Below are 17,915 nucleotides of genomic sequence, written 5' to 3' on the forward strand. Positions count from 1 at the left end.
ATGACAGCCGACCGTTCAATCTACATCCTGCTTACGAATACAGGGACACTGTTTACCAAGGTTATTCAGAGTTACACCAGAGCACCATACAATCATGCCTCGATCTCTTTCAACCGGGAATTATCCGAGCTGTACAGCTTCGGCCGCAAGCACCCGAACAATCCGCTGAATGGCGGGTTTGTGAGGGAGGATATTCAGACGGGTACATATAGCAAATATCCAAATACAACTTGTGTCATTTATGAGCTTCAGGTTACAGACCGCGAGGTGGAAAAAATGAAACGCGTGCTGCAGATCTTCATCCGCAGCCGTCAGAAGTACATGTACAATCTGCTGGGGGTCATCGGCATTACCCTGAAGGAGCCCGTGGAATTCAGCAACTCCTACTTTTGCTCCCAGTTCGTGGCGGAAATCCTTCAACGTTCAGGAATTAAGCTGTGGAATAAGCTGCCTGCACTGGTGACCCCCGATGATTTTAGGCAAAGTGACCGCCTGAAGCTGGTGTACGAAGGAAGGTTAAGCGACTATAAGCCAGTCACCTAAACGCTGAACAGCCTGCTGCCTCGAATCATTGGGCAGCAGGCTGTTCTTGTATATTATAGGGACGATCTCGCTGACTGATCAATGTCTAATCCTTCAATAAACTCAAAGACTTTACAGTTAGGGGTATGAACCAGAGCATTTTTTACGTTTACCTGTTGTGCATATGCACAATGAATTTCGTCCTTTCATCAATATTTATTTAATGCGCCAGCCTCTATAATGAAAGCGTGTTCAACAAGAGCAAGGGGGCAATCACAATGGAGGCTTTAACTATTAGTTGGATTGGCGCACTGGCAGGGCTTGCTATTGCCATCATATTGATCTTAAGGAAGCTGAACCCGGTCTATTCGTTATTTCTGGGGGCAATTGTAGGCGCTTTAATTGGTGGAGCAAACCTGGAAGAGACCGTAAACATATTGGTGAATGGCACGCAAAGCGTCATGGGCACCGTGCTCCGCGTCCTTGCGGCAGGGGTTCTGGCAGGTGTCATGATGGAGTCTGGAGCGGCAGAGACCATAGCTCAGGCCATTGTGCGAAAATTTGGCGGAAGCAAGGCAATTCTAGCATTGGCACTGGCCACGATGATTATTACAGCTGTTGGGGTATTCATCCCCGTTGCCGTACTCATCGTGGCACCAATCGCACTGTCTGTCGGTAACAAAATGGGCATTTCCAAACTGGCCCTGATTCTTGCGCTATCTGGCGGTGGTAAGGCGGGTAACATTATCTCTCCGAATCCCAATACGATTGCAGCGGCACGTGGATTCGATCTGGATCTCAGCAATGTCATGCTGGCAGGTGTGATTCCGGCCATCTGCGGATTAATTGTAACCGTTATCGTCGCTTCAATGCTCAAAAATAAAGGCGTAATGGTTACTGATCAGGAAGCAGAGCAGGGTGAAGTGGATACCTCACAGTACCCGCCGCTGAAAAAAGCAATTGTTGCACCTCTGGTAGCCATCATTTTGTTAATGATTAACCCGATTGGTTCAATAACAGGGGTAGAGGTACTATCGACGTTCAAAGTGGATGCGATGTATATTCTGCCGCTTGCCGGCATCATCGGCATGCTGGCGATGGGACAAGGTAGAAACATTGTGAAGTATACAACTTCCGGATTAAATAAAATGACAGCAACCGTGCTTATACTGATCGGCGCAGGCGGGATTGCGGGTCTGATCTCTGCATCCGACCTGTCAGGTCAGGTGGTTAGTTTAATTGAAGCATCCGGCATCTCAGGCACCTTCCTGGCGCCGATTGCGGGTATTCTGATGGCAGCAGCTACTGCCTCTACATCAACCGGTGTCATTCTGGCAACGGGCTCGTTCGGTGACGCAATTCTGAACATGGGGACGGCTCCGCTCGCAGCAGCGGTTATGGTGCACACCGGGGCAACCGTCATTGATTCTCTGCCTCAGGGGAATTACTTCCACGTTTCGGCAGACAGCATGAAAATGACGATCCGGCAGCGGATGGGTGTCATTCCTTATGAAGCGATTGTAGGTGGGACGATGGCGATTGTAGCCACATTACTATACGGATTTATCCTCTAATATCAAGGATGGGGTGAGAAGAATGGGAGAGAAGACATTTGTACTGGCACCGGATTCATTCAAGGAGAGCATGACGGCGAAGGAAGTCTGTATTGCGATGGAAAAAGGATTGCGTAAAATCTATCCGGACGCCAGTTATATCCATGTGCCCATGGCAGACGGCGGAGAGGGAACCGTACAATCTTTGGTCGATGCTTCGAACGGTGCTATTCACCGGAAAGAAGTAAGTGGGCCGCTTGGCCAACCGGTCATGGCGCAGTATGGCATTCTGGGCGACGGCACAACGGCAGCCATTGAGATGGCATCAGCCAGCGGCATTCATCTGGTAACCCCGGACAGCCGGGACCCGCTCCGCACGACTACTTACGGAACAGGAGAACTGATTCGGGCATGTCTGGATCTGGGCATTCGCAAAATCATTATCGGGATTGGTGGCAGTGCCACCAACGATGGCGGTACAGGTATGGCTGAGGCGCTTGGGGCGAAGTTTCTGGATGCCCAAGGGCAACCACTTGCTCGTGGCGGCGGGGATCTGAACAAGTTGGCCCATATCGATGTGTCGGGTCTGGACCCGCGTTTGCAGGAAGTGGAGCTCATTGTAGCCTGTGATGTGACCAATCCGTTGTGCGGAGAGCATGGTGCTTCAAGGGTATTTGGACCGCAGAAGGGGGCTACACCGGAAATGGTGCAGCTGCTGGATGCCAATCTCTCTCATTATGCGGAAGTGGTGAAACAGCAGCTGGGCAAGGATATTCGGGATGTTCCAGGCGCCGGAGCAGCAGGTGGACTGGGTGCAGGACTGCTGATATTTACCCAGGCTGTTCTGCGTAAAGGTATTGAGATTGTCATCGAATACACAGGTTTGCAGGGCAAGCTGGATCATGCAGATGTGGTGTTTACAGGTGAGGGCGGAATTGATTTTCAAACGAAATTTGGCAAAACCCCTTACGGTGTTGCACAGGCCGCCAAGGAAGCAGGCAAACCGGTCATCGCCATCGCAGGGTATGTTGGTGAAGGGATTGATACGCTGTACACGGAAGGTATTGATGCTGTATTCGGTATTGTACCGGGCGCAGCCGATCTGGATAGGCTGCTTCGTGAAGGGCCGGAGAATGTGGAGCGTACCATGGAGAACATTGCAAGAGTGCTGAAGTTGGGTTTGTGATCTTGATGATCTGTAGGGATGAAATGATAATTTAAAGTAAAACGGAGACGGGTTACGGATCTGCCAGGGCGCAGATGCTGTATGCCCGTCTCTTTGCTGTGATGGCAAGTGTCACTGATGGAGTGAGAGCAGGCCATGGGTAAGTTCGATCAGTTCGAGCCAGTTGTGAGGGTCTCTGCCCGTAATACTCTCTATGCGTTTGAGGCGATACTGCAGCGTATTGCGATGAATGTTCAGATCGTTAGCTGTCATGGTCATGCTGCCGTTATGGTGGATGAAGCTGCGCAAGGTTTCCAGCAGATCTGCGTGATCTTCCAGCCTGCTAATGATGTTGGCTTGAGACGTCAGGCGAGCCTTACTGAAGCTTACCAGAAAGTGCACATCATCATAGTGAAGGAGAGGGGTAGCCGGCTGAAGTGCCATCAGAATATTCATGACGGATCTCGCCTGCTCATAACAAACGGCGACGTTGGGTTCTTTTCGGCTGACCGAAATAAAGCAGTGAGGCTGTTCTTGACGCAATCGCTCAAGGAGTGAATCAAGATCTGCTTCACTTTGAATCATGATAATCTGTGCGTCACCTTCGTCTTCCATGGAGAACGAGGGGAACTGCAGCAATATTTTGCCTATACTTTCATTGAATTCAGGAGCATTTCCAGTAGCCTTGATGTGGAGGAGGACAGTTGGCAGCTGCAGATCCAGGTTGTATTGCAATGCTTCTTTCCTGATCTTCAAGGAATAGGAGCCGTAATGATTCAATAGGCGTTCCAGAAAGGCCTTCTTGCGCGAGGTTTCGTGAGCCAGACTCTCCAATTGGTTGCGTTGTTCAATGAGGAGTGCAACCGTTGTCCGTACAATGTTACAGAACGGGCGAACCTCGTCCGGATGGCCGGAAATCCCGATGACTCCCACATGCTGCTTGTTGATCGTAATCGGTTCATTGGTGCCCATTTTTTCTAATTTACCGTCCTGCCATACCTCAATTCGGCTTCCTGTTGTCAGTGCACGAACAGCGCCCTGATGAACAGTTCCGACCCGCTCTTTCTGGCCGCTTCCAATAATAATGCCCTGTTCATTCATGATGTTGATGTTATACGGGATGTCCTGCATCATTTTGTCGACGATTTCCTGTGCCTGTTTCTCGGTGAGCTGCAGCAACGCTATTCCTCCTTCCCATGTATTTTGTGTAATATAGGCGATCTGTTATTTGGAATGATGGCCTATCATCCACATTGTGCATATGAACGAAATTATAAATGATGGATAAGGCTTACACAAATTCTTCGAGTTATTATGAATGTGCTCAGTCATCATTTTGAGGAGATGGTTGCACGTGTAATTCTTTACTGGCCGAACCTATAGTTCCTTTAAATAGTCCTTATGTGCCTTCCCCCAGCCGCACATGCCATCCAAAAGTGACCCGATCGTCTATCCGTGATCGTACGTTCAAACGGATAACCAATTGACCCGGGCAGAAGCGGTAAAAGTATTAAATGTATTGTTCCAGCGTACGCCGGCTGCGAGTACAGGTTCACCATCGTTCTCTGACGTACCCGCGTCTCACTGGGCATACGTAGATATCGAAGCTGCAGCACAGCAATAATGATCTGTACAATTGAAAATAAATAAGGCTACCCGAAGGGGTGGCCTTATTTGTATTTAAAGAACGGAGGGCATCTTATTAGTAAGATACAAAAATTCTACATATATACAGCTTTAATCATGTTCAACTGGAGCATTGCCATAAAAACCACCATCCCGCAGCTGGTTTACAAATCCCTGCAGCCACTGATAATACTGCTCCGCATGCTGAAGTTTATGCAGGTCCCGCAAAGCTTCCTCCCGCTCCTCTGGCATAGTTGTTCTGGCGAGGATAATCTCGGATAACTTCGGGATGACCTCCTGAAGACTCTCCTGCATAACGTCAATTTCCCGTTGGAGTTTGGCGCCAAAGAAATTTTGAAATGTACGGAAAAAGTCTGTTTCCGCCAAATAAAGATCCTGCCGCTCGCGCTTCTCCTCCAGTTTGTAAACCATCTGTGATTCCGTAAGAGAACGGACTGCATAGCTCATATTGCTTTTGCTCATGTTCATGGACGTCTTCATTTCTTCCAATGTCATGGGCCGATCCTCGAAATACATAATGCCATACAGCTGGCCAAAGGAATGATTAACTCCGTATAAATCCATGGTATGGGCAATGGCGTCTATGACTTTCTCCCTGAGTTCCTGCCGATAGGACACCACCGTAGGCTCCTGTTCCCCGGCCAATTCTTTTCCCACAAACTCACCTCTAGTATATGGATGGGATTTCCTTTTACGTCTTCATATTTTACATGACTTCCTGTGATTTTAACATAACCCGGAAATTGATTTTTCAAATGTATTATACAATCATTTTTGTACAGAAGAGAATAGAGAGCATTTTTAACCAAGTTTATTCCTAATGTTAAATAAAAATTGAACGACGAGGAGTGTGTGAATTGCGTGTGAAATTATGGAGGGAAACAGAGGCAGTTCTGTTCACCCTTCCCGCTCTGGTCCCGCTGCTTGTTTTCTGGATGGGGCCACTGGGATACATCGTTTACCTAAGTTTTACGGATTGGGATTTTATGAGTCCGGACAAGCTGTTCGTTGGTTTGGAGAACTACAGTTATCTGCTGACCAACTCCGAGTTTTACAAGTCGCTCAAGGTGACCCTGCTGTTCGGATTAGGGAGTGTGATCCCTACTATCGTTGGCGGACTGGCACTGGCCATGCTCATGAACAGCCGAATCAAATCATCCGGCCTGTTCCGAACGCTGCTGTTTTCCCCTTGGGTTACACCAACGGTAGCCGTATCCATTGCATGGTCATGGATTTTCGAACCCGAGGTGGGGCTTGCCAATCTGATGCTGGGCTGGGTCGGCGTATCTCCCATCGGCTGGCTTAGGGATGCGGACTGGGCACTTGTGGCCGTGCTTATTGTAACGCTGTGGAAATCCATTGGCTGGTCCATGGTATTCTATCTAGTTGCACTGCGTAACCTGCCATCCGATCTGCTGGAGGCAGCATCCATTGATGGTGCAGGAAGCTGGGACAAGTTTCGAAGCATTACACTGCCATTGATCTCGCCAACCACGTTCTTCCTGTCGATCATTCTGACGATACAGTCCTTACAGGCCTATGATCAGATCAATGTTATGACGCAGGGGGGACCTGCCGGATCAACGAGAACACTGCTCTATATGTATTATCAGTCTGCGTTTGAATCCTTCAATGTAGGCGAGGCATCGGCCATTGCTGTTGTCATTATTCTGATCTGCGTACTGCTGTCGGTTGTATCGTTCCTGCTCAGCAGACGCCTGGTGCACTACTAATGGACATGACCGCGATAAGTAAACAAACAAGTAAAGGTTCGAGTCGTGAAAATACACAAAAAGAAAAGGCTCCCCGCTCAGGAAAAGTACTAGGTACCGCCATCCGATATCTTCTGCTGGCGTTAATCAGTCTGGCGATGGCCTTCCCTTTTTACTGGATGGTGATCAGCGGCTTCAAGACCAATGATGAGATCTGGCAATTCCCGCCGACCTTCTGGCCCGAGACGTTCCGCTGGAACAATTATGTGGATGCATGGCAGTCGGCTCCATTTGCCCGTTACATGCTGAACAGTACAGGTGTTGCAGCTGCGATCTGTCTGTTCCAGATCATCAACTCCAGCATGATGGCTTACGCCTTGACTCACATGCGTTTTCGAATGAAGGGCATACTCACCGGACTTATTCTGGTCGGGTATATGATTCCGAGCACAGCAGTTTATCTGCCCAGTTATCTGGTTCTCAGCGAACTCAGACTGTTGGATTCCTATACAGGATTGATCGTATCCAACTGTGTCAGCGTGTTTTCCATTTTCCTGATTCGTCAGGCATTCATGCAGGTGTCTCATGAGCTTGTGGAAGCTGGACAGCTCGACGGTGCATCGCACTTCCGCATTTTGTGGACCATTATAGCTCCACTGGTTCGCTCGACATTTGCCGTAATGGTATTGATTACGTTCATCGACCAGTACAACAATTACTTCTGGCCGATGCTGATTACGAAAGACCCGAACCTGCAGCTGGTATCGGCAGGTCTGCGCAGTTTCTTTGTAGAAGGCGGAGCCTATGGACTGGCATGGCCACAAATTATGGCGGCGAGTGCGTTCACTATTGCACCACTGCTCATTCTCTTCCTGTTTACTCAGAAAACGATCATGCAAAGTGTAAACATGACGGCTGGCGTAAACAAAAACTGATTTTTACAACATATTTATATAGGAGGAATCATAATGAATTGGAGTCTGGCGAGTACAGCGTGGAGGAAAAAATGGAGACTCAGGTGGAAAGGCGGCATGTCACTGGTACTGGCGGCGAGCTTTGCCCTCATTACGGCGTGTGGTTCGACAGCGGACAGCGGTTCAGGTACAGGCTCAGATGCAGCAGCAAGCGGGGCGGATTCGTCGTCCAGCGGTCCGGTGGAGATTGAGTTCTGGTACGGCCTGGGAGGTAACCTGGGAGATAACATGAAAAAAACGATTGATGCCTTCAATGCCTCGCAGAACGAGGTTATCGTGAAAGGTATTGTACAAGCGGACTATACGGAGACGGAACAAAAGCTGCAGGCAGCAATTGCTTCCAAAAAGGTACCCGCAGCTGTACTCAGTGCCAATATGGACTGGGCTCGCAAAGGATATTATGCATCCATGGACGAGATGATTGCTGCCGATCAGGACTTCAATAAAGAGGACTACGTCCAAACCTTCCTGGATCAAGGGAAAGTGGACGGCAAGCAGTACTTTTTACCGATGTACGGAACCACTCAAGTCATGTATTACCGGATGGATACCCTGAAGGAGAGTGGGATCGACCCTGCAAGTCTGACAACATGGGAAGCGCTGGCGGAAGCTGCCGCGAAGATGACCAAGCAGGAGAACGGCAAAACGACCTTCTACGGCTGGGAACCGATGTGGGGCAACGAAAACATGGTTGATGCCGTACTGGGCAAAGGCGGGCAAATTCTGAGTGATGACGGCAAGACTGTGATGATCGATTCACCGGAGTGGGTAGAGACATGGGAACTGTTCCGCAAATGGATTCACGATGACAAGATCATGGGCATTCACTTTGGCGGACAAGGCTGGGAGTACTGGTACAAGACAATTGATGATGTCATGAAAAATAAAGCAGCAGGCTACACTGGCTCCAGCGGTGATCAGGGCGACCTGGACTTCAGTATCGTGGCTGCCATGGAGCAGCCGGGCTGGGAAGGTGTAGGACAAGGCAAACCGGTAGCAAGTGCAATCATGGCCGGAATCCCGGCTGCAGCAAGTCCTGAACAGCAGCAAGCGGCGTATCAATGGCTGACGTATTTCTCGGAGACGGCCAATACAGCGGCTTGGTCCATGAACACAGGTTACATCGCTGTTCGTCAGTCTGCGCAGGAAGATCCGGATTTCAAAGCGTTCAGTGAAGAAAATCCACAGATCAAGGTTCCTCTGCAGCAAGCAGCACATGCTTCCGCTCCATTCCAGGATCCGACGGGTGGCAAGATCAACGAAGCATTGAAGGATGCGGCAGACCAGGTGCAGATTAACAATATGCCTGCGGAACAGGCCCTTAAGGAAGCCAAAGAGAAGGCTCAGAAGGAACTGGATCGGGTGAAATAAGGAGCTTAAACAAGATGTCTGAATTAAACTTGGGAAACCTGTCTACCCCGATTGAGGCCATTCTGTTTGACAAGGATGGAACCCTGCTGGATTTTACGGTGATGTGGGGGTTCTGGACGGATTGTGTAATGGAGAACTTCAGGGAAGAACTTGCTGCACGTGGCTTTCCGTTCGCCGAAGATGAGATTCCCTATATTTGGGGGACGCGCCACGACGAACAAGGCCGGATGAATGGATATGATGTACGGGGGCCCCTTGCCATGGGCACGATGGAGGAAGTTTATGCCGTACTGACGTGGCATGGGTACCGTGCAGGGCTGAGCTGGGCAGAAGCCAAAATCATCGTAAGGGAGTGTCTTTTGCAGGCGGAATATGCCATGAATAAGGCTCGTCCCGTCCAGCCTCTTCCGGGAGTACGTGCATTTTTGGAGCAATGCCGAGACAAGGGGTTGAAGATGGGTGTAGTTACTGCAGATGAGACAGAGAGTGCTCTACGCCATCTGCAGTGGATGGGTATCGAATCCTTTTTCTCCGTAGTGGTGGGAACCGATCAGGTTGGACGGGGCAAACCATTTCCTGACATGTTATTGCTGGCCTGTGAGCGCATGGGTGTCTCGGTTAGCGAATCTGTTGTGATTGGGGATACGGACGGGGATATGGAAATGGCACGCTCTGCAAGGGCAGCATGGAAGATTGCCGTAGGTGATCCTGAACAGATCCGGCTCTCCGACCTGACGGTACGGTCATTTCATGAACTGCTCGAAGTTGGGGTGACTGGATGACGAGCCATGCCTATACAGGATGGATATTGCTCGCGCTGGCCATCGGACTGGAATTGAGCGGTACGATTCTGATGCGAGTATCCGATGGGTTTACCCGCCTGTGGCCTTCCATCCTGATGTTTGTCTGTTATGGGGCAAGCTTTACCTTGTTGAATTTTGCAGTGAAGTATATGCCTCTAGGGGTTGCCTATGCGATCTGGTCAGGGGTAGGCATTACGCTGATTGGAGTTGTAGGCCATTACTTTCTGGGTGAACGCCTGAAGGCGATGTCCGTTGTCTGGATGGGCTTCATCTTGATTGGCATTATTGGACTGAAATGGAGTGATTCCTGATGGGAAATGAACAACAACGTGAGCAACCGCTAGTCAGCTTCCAGGTCATCACGGACACTCATGTGAGAGATCAAGCTGATCATATCTACAACCGTCATCTGGAGAAGGCATTAGCCGACATTACATCGTATGCCAAGGGCAGCAGCGGGATCATGCATGTGGGCGATGTGACGGATCGCGGTCTGCCGGAAGAATACAAGGAACTGGAGCGTATTCTGGACATGTACCGGAATGTGCTACCCGAGATACGTTACACGGTGGGCAATCATGATATAGGAGCCATTCTCTGGCAAGATCCACCGATTAATCTAACCACAATGACATCTCATGAGGTCAGTGAAGTGTTGGGCCATATAGAGCATGCGGGTGAAAAGGAAAGCGGAATTACAGATATCCTCATGTCGACGGAAGGAATCTGGGAGAAACGATTGAATGATTTCACAGCCATCACAGGCATGAAGGGTTCATATCACGACCACTGGATTGAAGGTTATCATTATATCTTTTTGGGTTCGGAGCAGCCCCATCCGAAGGACTGCGATATGTCTGCAGAACAGCTGGATTGGCTGGAGACAACGTTGTCGGAACAGTCATCTCCTGACCAGCCGATCTTTGTTTTTTTGCACCAGCCGCTGATGGATACAGTAGCAGGTTCGATGAAAGATCAGGGGTGGTTTGGCGTAAACCAGGATGCTGAAGTGAAGGCCATTTTGAGTCGCTATCCTCAGGCGATTTTGTTCTCGGGACATACCCATTGGCAGCTGGAGGCACCGCGCACCATGTACGAAGGTGGTAGTCATCTGCCAACGATGTTTAATGCCGCATCTGTAGCGTACTTGTGGACGGATGAGGATGAGCATCTCGAGGGCAGTCAGGGTTTGCAGGTGGATGTGTATAGCGATCAGGTCGTCGTCAGAGGACGTGATTATGTAACCGGCACCTGGATTGATGGGGCAGAGTATACGATTCCCTATCCGGTGAAAGTACGGGGCGACATATAGGTTAATAGAGCATAGAAGGCTTCGCCCGATCCCTTGGCGGAGTCTTCATTTTGTGCATAAAAGTTCCACGTGAAACGTCTCAACCCGGCCTTTTTGGGTAAACTTGTAAATTGGTCAGGCGGGGCTCTATACTCAATAGTATGTATAACATTTGATAGCAGAGAGGATGTATACGCCGCATGAGAGAACTTCAAGTTAACACACGGTACGGTACAGTTGAGGGAGAACATCTGCATGGAACGAGTGTATGGAAAGGCATCCCTTATGCCAAACCGCCAGTTGGCGAATTGCGATTTCAAGCACCGATTCCGCCTGAATCCTGGGATGGAGTCAGGGAAGCGAAGAAGTTCGGACCTGAAAATATACAGCCAAGACATCATCAAGCAGAAGGGATATTCGGAGAGTCTCCTGCCGAGTCGGAGGACAGTCTCTATCTGAACATCTGGGCACCGGAAAAGGAAAGCCATCATCCTCTCCCCGTTATGGTATGGATTCATGGGGGTTCATTCACTTCGGGTGCGGGAAGCCAGCCATTGTATGATGGAACCCAACTGGTCCTGCGTGGCGATGTCATCGTTGTGACGATTAACTATCGTCTCGGTCCGCTTGGATTCATGCATATGGCACCACTTGGGGAAGGGTTTGCAACCAACGTTGGCCTGCTGGATCAGGTTGCTGCCCTGCAATGGGTGCAGGACAACATCGGAGCCTTTGGCGGTGATTCTGGCAATGTTACTGTATTTGGTGAATCTGCCGGCAGTATGAGCATTGCTGCATTGATGGCCATGCCGGCCGCCAAGGGATTGTACCACCGTGCCATTATGCAAAGCGGAGCATCGCAGTTCATGCCAGCAGAGCAGGCTGCCGAGATCCGGAACGGTGTATTGAAGGTTCTGGGCGTAACCCAGGATGATCTGCATAAATTGAAAGATATCCCGGCGGAGCAGATCCTTGCTGCTGGCGAAACGGTCAAAAAACACAGCGGTGCTGCCATGGCTCTGTTGTTCCAGCCCGTACTGGATGGAGTAACGCTCCCGCAGTCTCCACTTGAGGCTATACGTGCGGGAGCTGCCCAAGGCATCCCTGTATTGATTGGAACTACCCTGCATGAAGGTGCGCTGTTCATTCAGCCGCATGTCCCTTATTCGGAAGAAATCGATATGGTACAGGCTGTCGACTTCATGACGCCCGATCTGGAGAATCGTGCAGCGATTGCGGACAGCTATCCCAAAACGGCAGATGGACAGGCTCAGGTCATGACCGATCTGTTCTTCTGGCGCTCGGCGCTTCAATACGCGACTGCTCAACAGAAATATGCCCCCGTGTGGATGTACCGCTTTGATTGGGTCATGCCGGAGCATCCATTGCTGAGAAAGTCGATCCACAGCATTGATATCTTCTTTGCATTCAACACACTGCATGCGCTGAAATCCATGAACGCCGAACCGGATGCAGCAGCTGCAGAACTGGCGGGCAAGGTGCAGGATGCCTGGATCTCCTTTGCCAAGAATGGCCGTCCGGAAACGGCTGGTGTGAACTGGCCTCCTTATGAGGAGAATCGCGCGACGTTGATCTTTAATCATGAGATTGAACTTGCGCATGACCCAGAGTCATCCAAGCGGGAACTGCTTGGCGTGTAAACGAGCGAATTACAGTGTCATCATACACAGATCAAAGGCGTCTTCCGTCATGCTTGATGGAAGACGCCTTTTTTGTGGCCATTCATTACACTGCTGCTGACCAAGTGTCCGATGTACGGCGTAATTCATTTACGGGAGGCTCTGATATTGGATACATGATCACAATAGAATGAGCGGCTGCCTCTAGAGAAGAGTACCAGTATGACGTGAATGAAGAGTGCTCCAAACAGGAGCATATAGAGACCGATCATACCGATCGAAATCCATACTTTATACGGCTCAAGCACCGAGTCATTATTGACAAAGGCATAATCGTTAACGAGCCGGATCATGGTAAAAATAAGCCAAGGCACATAAAGCGCGAGCCAGCGTTTAAACAGCAAAGGCATGGAAGGTTTCCCTGTCTGCCTGCGAACATACCGGAAGCGCATAAGTGCGGAGCCTGGTGTGTTACCGTCCCGGATACTCGGAATGAGAAACAATACAATGAGCATCGCAATGGTTGTATTAGCTGCGCTGTTGATAACATTGGTACTGGATAGACTGAAGATTGAGAGCAGATTCGATAGGAATACCACCACAACACCGTCGATGATGAGTGCAAGCAGCTGAGGGATCGGAAACACTTGGTTTTGCTCCACAATTTGCTCACTTTTCGCCTGAATGCTGGCACGTGACGGGAATAGAGCAAGCAGGATCGGGGCTGCGAAGAATCCGAGTACCGCTCCTGACGTATTCGACAGCAGGTCATCGACATCAAACAGTCGATAAGGGCAGTTGTAATAACCGTAGAATCCGGTGATTTGCGTAATCTCAAAAAACAGGGAAAGTCCAAATCCGCCAAGTAAGGCATATTTCCAGTAGGATCTCTTTTGGAAAAAATACCGGACATAGACACCCAGAGGCATGAGCAGCAGCACGTTAAACAGAATTTGCAGAAAGGCCCTGCCTTGGATCATCCCCATGTAGGTGGACGGCTGGGACCATACAATCGGTGTTTCTTTCATAATATCTTTTACAAAAGAAAAGGGAACGAGATTGTAATATACCGTATCGGCAGCCTGTTGGGCACAGGTATTGCGGGTTGTCGGAAAGGGCAGGATGACGAGACAATACGCAGCGAGAATGTAAAATATGAACGAAAAACTGATGGCAAAGCGTGACCAGCTGAAAAAGCCGTCTTTGCGATAGCCATAAATAAGCCAAGGAACAAGTAAAAACATGGCGATGACCACGAAAATAAAGAAAGCCGTTTGTACAGGGAAAACATAAGAAGACATGGACATAGACATGACAAGAAACTCCTTTTGAAAAATATATATGAATCAGAATCTGAATTTGGATATGTCACGGGAATCTCTCCCGGATAGGTATATCGTATAGGATCCGTTTTAAAGTAAGGAGAGGTGAACCTTAAATTTCGTTTAAATTCCATGAACCGAACGCAGAAAGGGGGCTAACATGGATTTAACGTGATCCTTTCGCTGGAAGGAACATGAGGAATCCCGTATACTTGCGAGAAGCCCAAAAAAGGAATGGAGAGTTTAAACAATATGTCCAATTTACCTAACTGCCCCAAATGCAATTCCGAATACACATACGAGGACGGTAATCTGCTGGTATGCCCGGAATGTGCGCATGAGTGGACGTTGGAATCCGAAACCGAGCGTGCAGAAGAAACCAAAGTAGTACGTGACTCGAACGGGAATGTTCTGAATGATGGAGACACCGTGACAGTCATTAAGGATCTGAAGGTGAAAGGCAGCTCGCTGGTTGTCAAACAGGGAACCAAAGTCAAAAATATTCGTTTAATTGACGGTGACCATGATATCGACTGCAAAATCGATAGTTTGGGTGCGATGAAGCTGAAGTCTGAATTTGTGAAAAAGATCTAAAAGATCTAGAAGGTTACATAGTGTATTTCACGAACGAAGTATCCGAAATGAATTGACAGGAAATATATGGATGATATATACTGTCTGAAATTTAACAGGCAAACGCAATGATCAGGAGTACTAAGGACTAAGGCTGGCTCAGAGAACTGCCGTATGGTGCAAGGCAGTCCAACCTGTCCCCAACTCGCCTATGAGCGGCAGGATTGAGCAGCAGTCATTTAGACGGACTGAGATCAGATCCTGACGGCTAACCCCCGTCATCAGGTTCCTGAGTTTCTGTGGCCCAGTAGATACAGAGAGATCTGTCTTTAGCATGGTTCATGGATGAAGAAGAGTGGTACCGCGAAGGTCATACCTGTCGCCTCTTAGTTGAGGTGGCAGGTTTTTTGCATTTTTTGACCCTAAATGAAAAGAGGCAGGTGTCGGATGAATGACGAGAGAACGCATTATTGACTATTATTCCGGGTTTGACGAGTGGGGAAGATTGGAGCGGGAACCGCTGGAGTTCACCATTAACATGCATTACATCAGGGCACATCTTCCTGCAGCTGGACGTGTTCTGGATAATGGCGCAGGACCAGGGAAATATGCGATGGAGCTTGCGAGGGATGGATACCGAGTAACCCTGTCTGACTTGACACCTGCTTCTGTGGATATCGCAAGGCAGAAGGCTGAGGAATATGAGCTGACGAAGCAGTTCGAGGGATTCCACGTACTGGATGCAACCCGTCTTGAGGGGCTGGCTGACAATACATACGATGCATCGCTGATGCTGGGACCGCTGTATCATCTCCAGACTGAACAGGAGCGGGTGGCGGCTGTAAGAGAACTGCACCGGGTAACGAAGCAAGGCGGGATGGTGTACATCGCGATGCAAAGCCGAATGAGAATGGGCATTAACTCGCTGCAGTCTCCCCAGCACTGGAAACCAAATGATCATATGAGTGCCATTCGTGCTTTTGTGGAAAAGGGGACATTCGACCATCAGGATCATGGCCGATTCACAGGGGCGTACTATTTTAACATTCAGGATATTCAGCCATTCATGGAGCAGCACGGATTCCAAACGGTGAATCTGATTGGATCATCCAGCCTCGGGGCCATGCTCACAGCAGAACAGCAGCAGTATTGGAAAGAGCGCGGGGAGTATGAGGAGCTAATCCAATTCATGATTGAGAAGGCCGAAGATCCTACAATCCTGGGGATTTCCTCTCACCTGCTGTACATCGGGACCAAGAAATAATCATGAATGTCACAAAAATAGAGAACAATATTCAAAATCATGCCCTCTGGAGAAAGAGGGCTCTTGTGTTTTTCTTCAAAATAGTTCAATATTAAGATACATAACAAAAGGTGATCTACTTACAATAGGTTAGATGAACGACGGATCGCTTCATAAACAGGGAGGAACAGAACATGGAAATCGGAATTAGTACCTTTGTAGAGACAAATCCAGATGTAACAACCGGAGAACTCATAAGTCACGCACAGCGTATTCGTGATGTTGTAGAAGAGATTGTCCTGGCTGACGAGGTCGGTCTGGATGTATACGGCGTAGGGGAGCATCATCGTGCTGACTATGCAGCATCATCCCCGGCAGTAATTTTGGCAGCAGCAGCTTCACAGACCAAGCGCATCCGGCTGACCAGTGCCGTAACTGTACTGTCATCGGATGATCCGGTACGGGTATTTCAGGACTTTGCAACGCTGGACGGCATCTCGAATGGACGTGCGGAGATTATGGCGGGCCGGGGTTCGTTTATCGAATCCTTCCCTCTATTCGGCTATGATCTGAATGACTACGACGAGTTATTCGATGAGAAACTGGATCTGCTGCTTAAGCTTCGTGATTCGGAAAAGGTAACCTGGGAAGGCAAGCATCGTCCTTCCTTCAATAATCTGGGCATCTACCCGCGTCCAGTGCAGGAGAAACTGCCAGTATGGATCGGTAGTGGTGGTAATCAGGAATCGGTTGTCCGCGCAGGTCTGCTCGGTCTGCCGCTGGTACTCGCGATTATCGGTGGTCGTCCGGTACAATTTGCTCCACTGGTGGAGTTGTACAAAAAAGCAGCAGCTCATGCAGGGCATGATGCTTCCAAACTGACTGTGGCATCACACTCTCACGGTTTTATCGCGGATACGATGGATGAGGCTGTTGAGAAATTCTTCCCGCCTGCTCAGGCTGTCATGAACATGCTGGGCCGTGAACGTGGCTGGGGACACTACAGCCGTGCAACATTTGATGCGGCACGCAGCCTTGAAGGAGCACTGTACGTTGGTGACGTAGAGACGGTGGCTCAGAAGATTATTTACCTGCGCAAGGAAGTCGGCATCACTCGTTTCATGCTGCACACCCCTCTCGGCACAATGCCGCACAATGAGGTGATGAGAGCCATTGAATTGCTTGGTAAAGAGGTTGCTCCAATCGTTCGCAATGAGATTGCACGTTGGGAAGCCGAAAATGGAGAAGCGCGCTAATTCTGCTCGCTCGTTGATCAGAAAATAGAAGGTCACTTATTTTAACGTAATAAAAGGAGTAGAGGCTCAGCATACCAAGCTGGGCTTCCACTCCTTTTTTGTTTTGGCGCGATAACTATCTTTTGCTGTCCGTTTCAAAGAGAGACTGTACAATCATGGACAGCGTATGATCATAGAGCTTTTTGGCGGAAGCTTCACTCTCCAAGTGACCTCCCAGATACAGATGAATGACACCATGCAAGGGGGCCCAGATCATTTGAACGGCAAGCAGGGGTTCTTTCTCCTGGAGCAACTCCTGCTCATTTGCAGCTTTTATTAAATCAATGAGTTGCTTCATTGCGGTTGCGGTCCCCTCCAGACTTTCCGCATCCGGTTTGAACTCGGCGAATGACCCGCCAAACATCAGCTGATAGAAGCTGGATTGCGTCATGCCGAAATCCCAGTAGGCATAGGCAAGCGCACGAAAATATTGTTGATATGAAGTTTGCTGCGGCACGGCTTCAAAGGACTGAGACAGGAGTATGCATCCCTCCAGATAGAGGTGTTTGGCCAGCCCCTCTTTCTTGCCAAAGAGGTTATATATGATCTTGGTGGAGCACTCCATCCGTTCCGCCACACGTCGTACCGTGACGGCTTCAGGGCCGTGTTCCTGTAATAATGCTGCAGCAGCATGCACAATATTTTGTCGCAGGTTTTCGGAATGCTGGAGTCTTGCTTCCTGAAAAGTCGTTACCGTATGAATTGACTCCTTAGAATGTGATTGGTGATCTTTCATTTATGTTCATCCTCGTAGCGTCATATTTGTTTTCTAACGGAAACCATGTTTCTTATGAGTATTCTACT

Annotated in this window: 18 protein-coding genes; 14 read left to right on the plus strand and 4 right to left on the minus strand. The window is 49.2% G+C overall.

Annotated features, from left to right (window positions below):
* The 3 genes from CHI14_RS20085 (at nucleotide 1) to CHI14_RS20095 (ending at nucleotide 3,261) form a co-directional block, all read left to right on the plus strand.
* A complete protein-coding gene (locus tag CHI14_RS20085; protein WP_095290687.1) occupies nucleotides 1-543 on the plus strand; it encodes a hypothetical protein in 543 nt (180 codons plus the stop codon).
* A 227-nt stretch (nucleotides 544-770) separates the two neighbouring features.
* The gene (locus CHI14_RS20090) at nucleotides 771-2,096 is read left to right on the plus strand and encodes a GntP family permease (protein ID WP_343226060.1); all 1,326 of its coding nucleotides are present in this window, start codon (nucleotides 771-773) and stop codon (nucleotides 2,094-2,096) included.
* Nucleotides 2,097-2,118: 22 nt separating this feature from the next.
* Nucleotides 2,119-3,261, plus strand: a complete 1,143-nt coding sequence (locus tag CHI14_RS20095) for a glycerate kinase family protein (protein ID WP_095290689.1) — start codon at nucleotides 2,119-2,121, stop codon at nucleotides 3,259-3,261.
* Between the two features lie 111 nt (nucleotides 3,262-3,372).
* Here CHI14_RS20095 and CHI14_RS20100 read toward each other — a convergent pair whose 3' ends face one another.
* Nucleotides 3,373-4,419, minus strand: a complete 1,047-nt coding sequence (locus CHI14_RS20100; RefSeq protein ID WP_095290690.1) for a CdaR family transcriptional regulator — start codon at nucleotides 4,417-4,419, stop codon at nucleotides 3,373-3,375.
* A gap of 304 nt (nucleotides 4,420-4,723) precedes the next feature.
* On the opposite strand from CHI14_RS20100, the gene CHI14_RS30130 reads away from it, so the two are divergent.
* The gene (locus tag CHI14_RS30130; protein ID WP_170948201.1) at nucleotides 4,724-4,864 is read left to right on the plus strand and encodes a hypothetical protein; all 141 of its coding nucleotides are present in this window, start codon (nucleotides 4,724-4,726) and stop codon (nucleotides 4,862-4,864) included.
* A gap of 113 nt (nucleotides 4,865-4,977) precedes the next feature.
* On the opposite strand, the gene CHI14_RS20105 is transcribed toward CHI14_RS30130, so the two are convergent.
* The gene (locus CHI14_RS20105; RefSeq protein ID WP_095290691.1) at nucleotides 4,978-5,544 is read right to left on the minus strand and encodes a GbsR/MarR family transcriptional regulator; all 567 of its coding nucleotides are present in this window, start codon (nucleotides 5,542-5,544) and stop codon (nucleotides 4,978-4,980) included.
* Between the two features lie 200 nt (nucleotides 5,545-5,744).
* Between CHI14_RS20105 and CHI14_RS20110 the strand changes: the two genes are divergently transcribed.
* From CHI14_RS20110 to CHI14_RS20140, 7 genes are all read left to right on the plus strand, one after another.
* On the plus strand, nucleotides 5,745-6,620 hold the full coding sequence (locus CHI14_RS20110; RefSeq protein ID WP_095290692.1) for a carbohydrate ABC transporter permease: 876 nt from the start codon (nucleotides 5,745-5,747) through the stop codon (nucleotides 6,618-6,620).
* A 5-nt stretch (nucleotides 6,621-6,625) separates the two neighbouring features.
* The gene (locus CHI14_RS20115; protein ID WP_481856435.1) at nucleotides 6,626-7,534 is read left to right on the plus strand and encodes a carbohydrate ABC transporter permease; all 909 of its coding nucleotides are present in this window, start codon (nucleotides 6,626-6,628) and stop codon (nucleotides 7,532-7,534) included.
* A gap of 33 nt (nucleotides 7,535-7,567) precedes the next feature.
* Nucleotides 7,568-8,944: an ABC transporter substrate-binding protein gene (locus CHI14_RS20120; protein ID WP_095290693.1), complete on the plus strand. Its 1,377-nt coding sequence runs from the start codon at nucleotides 7,568-7,570 to the stop codon at nucleotides 8,942-8,944.
* 14 nt (nucleotides 8,945-8,958) lie between these two features.
* Complete coding sequence (locus CHI14_RS20125; protein WP_095290694.1) at nucleotides 8,959-9,726, plus strand: HAD family hydrolase; 768 nt, start codon at nucleotides 8,959-8,961, stop codon at nucleotides 9,724-9,726.
* On the plus strand, nucleotides 9,723-10,058 hold the full coding sequence (locus tag CHI14_RS20130; protein ID WP_095290695.1) for a DMT family transporter: 336 nt from the start codon (nucleotides 9,723-9,725) through the stop codon (nucleotides 10,056-10,058). Before CHI14_RS20125 ends, CHI14_RS20130 begins: the two co-directional genes overlap by 4 nt.
* On the plus strand, nucleotides 10,058-11,059 hold the full coding sequence (locus CHI14_RS20135) for a metallophosphoesterase family protein (protein WP_095290696.1): 1,002 nt from the start codon (nucleotides 10,058-10,060) through the stop codon (nucleotides 11,057-11,059). Before CHI14_RS20130 ends, CHI14_RS20135 begins: the two co-directional genes overlap by 1 nt.
* 179 nt (nucleotides 11,060-11,238) lie before the next feature.
* Nucleotides 11,239-12,699, plus strand: a complete 1,461-nt coding sequence (locus CHI14_RS20140) for a carboxylesterase/lipase family protein (RefSeq protein ID WP_095290697.1) — start codon at nucleotides 11,239-11,241, stop codon at nucleotides 12,697-12,699.
* A 125-nt stretch (nucleotides 12,700-12,824) separates the two neighbouring features.
* Here the strand turns inward: CHI14_RS20140 and CHI14_RS20145 are convergent, their stop codons facing one another.
* Nucleotides 12,825-13,991 carry a VanZ family protein gene (locus CHI14_RS20145; protein ID WP_249281179.1) on the minus strand — a complete coding sequence of 389 codons (1,167 nt, stop codon included), beginning with the start codon at nucleotides 13,989-13,991 and terminating at the stop codon, nucleotides 12,825-12,827.
* A 261-nt stretch (nucleotides 13,992-14,252) separates the two neighbouring features.
* On the opposite strand from CHI14_RS20145, the gene CHI14_RS20150 reads away from it, so the two are divergent.
* From CHI14_RS20150 to CHI14_RS20160, 3 genes are all read left to right on the plus strand, one after another.
* Nucleotides 14,253-14,594 carry a zinc ribbon domain-containing protein YjdM gene (locus CHI14_RS20150; RefSeq protein WP_095290698.1) on the plus strand — a complete coding sequence of 114 codons (342 nt, stop codon included), beginning with the start codon at nucleotides 14,253-14,255 and terminating at the stop codon, nucleotides 14,592-14,594.
* Between the two features lie 430 nt (nucleotides 14,595-15,024).
* Nucleotides 15,025-15,837, plus strand: coding sequence for a class I SAM-dependent methyltransferase (locus CHI14_RS20155; protein ID WP_095290699.1), 813 nt, complete (start codon nucleotides 15,025-15,027; stop codon nucleotides 15,835-15,837).
* A 173-nt stretch (nucleotides 15,838-16,010) separates the two neighbouring features.
* Nucleotides 16,011-17,072 (plus strand): LLM class flavin-dependent oxidoreductase, encoded by a 1,062-nt coding sequence (locus tag CHI14_RS20160; RefSeq protein WP_095290700.1) that lies wholly within the window; start codon nucleotides 16,011-16,013, stop codon nucleotides 17,070-17,072.
* Between the two features lie 115 nt (nucleotides 17,073-17,187).
* On the opposite strand, the gene CHI14_RS20165 is transcribed toward CHI14_RS20160, so the two are convergent.
* Nucleotides 17,188-17,847, minus strand: coding sequence for a TetR/AcrR family transcriptional regulator (locus CHI14_RS20165; RefSeq protein WP_095290701.1), 660 nt, complete (start codon nucleotides 17,845-17,847; stop codon nucleotides 17,188-17,190).
* Between the last annotated feature and the right edge of the window lie 68 nt (nucleotides 17,848-17,915).

The sequence above is a fragment of the Paenibacillus sp. 7516 genome, assembly GCF_002272715.1.
In the GTDB taxonomy this organism is placed as follows: Bacteria; Bacillota; Bacilli; order Paenibacillales; family Paenibacillaceae; genus Paenibacillus; species Paenibacillus illinoisensis_A.